Origin of the sequence: Sulfolobus sp. B1 (assembly GCF_007050195.1) — an archaeon.
Classification (GTDB): Archaea; Thermoproteota; Thermoprotei_A; order Sulfolobales; family Sulfolobaceae; genus Saccharolobus.
Map to the genome: position 1 here is coordinate 1 of NZ_QIMI01000135.1, position 4,141 is coordinate 4,141.

General features: G+C 37.2%; 5 protein-coding genes. All 5 read left to right on the top strand.

Annotated features, from left to right (window positions below):
• The first annotated feature begins 205 nt into the window (after positions 1 to 205).
• Complete coding sequence (locus DMP16_RS08235) at positions 206 to 664, top strand: hypothetical protein (RefSeq protein ID WP_069284151.1); 459 nt, start codon at positions 206 to 208, stop codon at positions 662 to 664.
• Positions 665 to 666: 2 nt separating this feature from the next.
• Positions 667 to 1,161, top strand: a complete 495-nt coding sequence (locus tag DMP16_RS08240; protein ID WP_069284152.1) for a hypothetical protein — start codon at positions 667 to 669, stop codon at positions 1,159 to 1,161.
• A 373-nt stretch (positions 1,162 to 1,534) separates the two neighbouring features.
• Positions 1,535 to 2,872, top strand: coding sequence for a dihydrolipoyl dehydrogenase (locus tag DMP16_RS08245; protein ID WP_185957844.1), 1,338 nt, complete (start codon positions 1,535 to 1,537; stop codon positions 2,870 to 2,872).
• The gene (locus DMP16_RS11055; RefSeq protein WP_156770081.1) at positions 2,869 to 3,036 is read left to right on the top strand and encodes a hypothetical protein; all 168 of its coding nucleotides are present in this window, start codon (positions 2,869 to 2,871) and stop codon (positions 3,034 to 3,036) included. Before DMP16_RS08245 ends, DMP16_RS11055 begins: the two co-directional genes overlap by 4 nt.
• Positions 3,037 to 3,057: 21 nt before the next feature.
• Positions 3,058 to 4,141 (top strand): MFS transporter (locus DMP16_RS08250; protein WP_143577081.1); only part of this gene is annotated, 1,084 nt, incomplete at its 3' end.

Consider the following 4,141-nt stretch of genomic DNA (forward strand, 5'->3'; position numbering starts at 1 on the left):
TTATAAATGTTTTCGTTGTGTTAATTGTGGTTATGAGAATGATAAAGATGTTTTATGAATCTTTATGGTTCTCGGAGCTTCTCGACATACAAGAGATGTAATTGTAAATATACGAGGGTAACCCTCTAATAGGGGGAATTCGGCTCTCAAATTACTAGATACTACAAACTTTATATAGAAGGAGGTAATAATATCTATAAGGATTATGAGTTTATGTGATAAGAAGGGTATGGAGCGATCTTCTAAAAGCTCGAGGGCGTTAAGTGACATCATAGCCTTTTTAATTACGCTAATAGTAATACTATCCTTTATCCTCCCTTTAACTTTGTATATTTTAAATAATGCTACGTCGGTTAGTCCTACTGTTCAACAACAAGAAAAGGTTATAGGTCCAGTTATAAATGTTACTTATTCTCCTCCTTTAATTTGCTTAAAATATCCTTCAAGTTTAGGTGGAGAGGTTGAATTACTTAATGTGTACAACTATACCTCAGGTTATTATTCGCAAGTAAAGATAACCCCTTATAGCTCACAGAACGGTGAGATAATATACGAAATTAGTAATCATCAAGAGTCTCCGAAAGAGCTAGTGGTAGAAATCTACTACAATGGACAGTTTTACTTTGCCTATTTACCTCAGTATGGTTATGCTCTGGTGGGGTAAAAATGCTTAATAAGGGTTTATCAAATGTAGTAGCTACAATAATTATTATTTTAGTATTCCTAACAGTTTTCATACCTTTTTTATATACTTATTTTGACGTTCAACAGTTAGGTAATGAATATCAGTTAATGGGAGAAAACGGGTTGTATTATAAAAATATTGAGACGACGGATCTTGAGACGGGGAAAATTCAGGTATCTTATTATGTATTCCCTCAAGAAGGTAATACATATCTGGCAGAAATAACGTTCACTATGGATTCTCAAATTGTATTAGGTCAGCTCAATTATCTGGAAATAGCTGGAATTTACAATTACACTGGTAGCCAATGGCAATTGATCTCATATATAAATGGAAAGCTTGTAAATTATCCATTACAGCTCCCCATAGGTTACGCAAGCACCTTAACCTTTTACGAAGCCTCTCCTTCTCCAGTAGTAATTCAGACATATTATGGCAATCTTTTGTTCTTAACTCCAAACTCGACTGGTTACTAAAAGTTTATCAAAAATACTGAGTATGTATACAGTGGCGTTATGAAGCTAAAAATTATGGGGTAAAAGGGTTTAATTTCAAAACGCCAAGAAATTGAAATGATAGACTGGAAAGGAATTAGTATTCTTATCGAAGACGAGAAAAACTTCAAGGAAGCTAATATATCTTTATGAGAGAAGCACAAGTGTGAACAACAATTTCGTTCTAGCTAACGTTTATTTCGGGTAAACTAGGAAAGTCAAATTTTTGAGTTCCGTGATTGCTGGCCTATGTAATAAACTTTGAATAATATACTTCTAATAAGCTATTCTAACAGACATGGAATATTTAAAGAGTGTTGGTAACGTTTTTATTTTTGAAAGTTTTTTTAATACTATGGCAGAATTTGACGTAATTATTCTAGGTGGAGGAGGTGCCGGGTACACTGCAGCCTTTGAGCTGTCTAAGGCTAACATGAAAGTATTATTACTTGAGCCTAAAGGAGTTCTAGGTGGGAATTGCCTCTATGAAGGATGTATCCCATCTAAAACACTGTGGTATGCCTCACATTTCATAGACGTGAAAAAGAGGCTACCATTTCTTAAAGTAGAAGTAGATTTTGAGAAGGTTATGGAATGGAAAGACACGGTTCAAGAGTTAAGGTTTGGACAACACGATGATGAGTTAAAGGAGCATGAAAATGTGACCTTTATGAAAGCTGAGGGTAGGTTAATAGACACTAACAAGGTTAAAGTTGGGGATAAGGTCTACACTAGTAAATACATAGTAGTTGCAACTGGTGCAAAACCTAATGTTCCCCCGGGTTTTGAGGATGGTATTACAACACATGAATTATTAATGCCAGGGACTAAGTTCAGAAAGTTACCAGAGACTCTAGCTATTATAGGCGGGGGTTATATAGGTGTTGAGATGGCTGGGATCCTTGCTAAGTTTGGTGTGAAAGTTACCTTGTACGCCCAGAGAATACTAAAAGTAGTCTCTCAAGAAGTTCAACAAGTGTTAGAAAATAGGCTTAGAGAACTTGGTGTTGAGATAGTCAAGGAGAGGTGTAAGGGGGTTAAAGCTGACTCTGGGAAGAAGAAGGTTTTAAGCGAGAAAGGTGAGAAATACTTTGACGAAGTTTTAGTGGCAACTGGTAGAGTTCCGGAGACAAGCCCAGTGGAGGGAATAGTACCTTTAGGTAAGAAAGGAGAGATAGATGTCGATTACAGTATGGCTTCTAAGATAGATAATATTTACGCCCCGGGTGATGTGAATGGTAGGCATATGCTATTTCACGTTGCAGTACTAGAGGGATGGATAGCAGCGCAAAACATTATAGAGGGCGGAAGACCAGTCGTTAAAATTGACTATAACGCAGTACCTTATGCAGTATATAGTGACCCACAAGTGGCGTGGGCTGGTATGTGGAAGGAAGACGCAATAAGGGCTGGATTTCAAGTCGAGGTAAGACGTTTCGACTTGTCAAAGGACTCTAGGGCACAGATAGATGGCTTTGCAGAAGGTTGGATGGATATCGTTGTAGAGCAGGGAAGTCAGAGGATTTTAGGTGCACAAATTGTAGGTGAAGACGCTGATTTGCTTATAGGAGAGCTGGCCTTAGTCACGGGTGAAAGATTAACTACTTATGACCTAGCTAGGCTTTCACAACCGCATCCAACTCAGTTAGAGAGTATTTTAACCTTAGCGAGAAAAATAACGAAGAGGAAATGAATGGGGTAAGGGCGTCACTTGGAATACTTTCGATTGAGGGGTTTGTGTTCTGGTTACACTATCAGTTTTTCACAAATGGAAAACTTACCTTAAATGAGGAGGAGTTCAGAAGTCCTAAAACAATACTTGAAAAGGAGAGAAGTTTGTTAGTTAACTTTAAATAAAGTTAAAATAGATATATCTTAATGCCTGATGAAGAGTACGACCTAAATTACGCTTACAGAGCGTTGCTCATCTTAGCTCCAATAGCTATTGCAGTAATGTACACGGAGGCTATGTTAATACCCTCTTTGCCAACGATTGCAAATGATTTTAACGTAAACTCCGCTACCGTAAGTTGGGTTTTAACAGCTTACTTAATAAGTGGTGTAGTCGCAAACCCGATTGTGGGTAAATTGGGTGACATTTATGGTAAAAAGAGGATTCTAGTTTACGTTATGATGATATACACTATTGCCGTAACACTTAATGGCTTTGCCCCTAACTTCACTCTGTTCATAATTTTTAGAACTATTCAAGGCATAGGTTTGGGGATGTTTCCATTAGCCTTTAGCCTAATAAGGGAGGAATTTCCACCTCACTTAGTACCTAGAGCTCAAGGATTAGTTAGTGCTATGTTTGGGATAGGGTCAGCGATTAGTTTGCCTATAGCTGCGACAGTTGCACAAGATATAGGTTGGCAGTATAATTATCACTTCGTTATACCCTTTGTTATATTGTTGACTTACTTAACCTCTAAGTACATTAAGGAGAGTAGGTACGTTAATCCTAATACTAAGATTGATTACATAGGGGCTGGTATATTGGGATCGTCTTTAGCCTTAATGACTACAGCCTTTTCAGAGGCCCCAACTTGGGGATGGCTGTCAACGTCTTTTCTAATAACTATGTTATTAGGTGTTGTGCTATTCACTACCTTCATATTTTATGAATTAAGAATACCATATCCTTTAATATCAATAAAGCTTCTGAAAGAGAAAAACGTGTTAGCGTCTAATATTGCTGCTTTTGTAGCAGGTTTCGGAATATTCATGGCATATCAAGCTATAACTTATTTGCTTGAATTGCCAAATCCTGTTGGCTTTAATTTAGATATTTTGAGTACAGGAATTACTATGTTGCCAGTTTCATTAAGTCAAATGGTTGGGGCTCTGTTTGCTTCAAGGCTTATATTGAGGTCAGGTACTAAATTCGTCATAGTGATCTCCTCAGTAATTCTATCATTCTTTTACTTTATACTCTCGCTTATTGCAATTTCTGGTTCTTCAG

Bases quoted from the DNA above. Each gene is read 5' to 3' on its own strand.
- DMP16_RS08240 (WP_069284152.1), top strand. From the start codon at position 667: ATGCTTAATAAGGGTTTATCAAATGTAGTAGCTACAATAATTATTATT.
- DMP16_RS08235 (WP_069284151.1), top strand. From the start codon at position 206: ATGAGTTTATGTGATAAGAAGGGTATGGAGCGATCTTCTAAAAGCTCG.
- DMP16_RS11055 (WP_156770081.1), top strand. From the start codon at position 2,869: ATGAATGGGGTAAGGGCGTCACTTGGAATACTTTCGATTGAGGGGTTT.
- DMP16_RS08245 (WP_185957844.1), top strand. From the start codon at position 1,535: ATGGCAGAATTTGACGTAATTATTCTAGGTGGAGGAGGTGCCGGGTAC.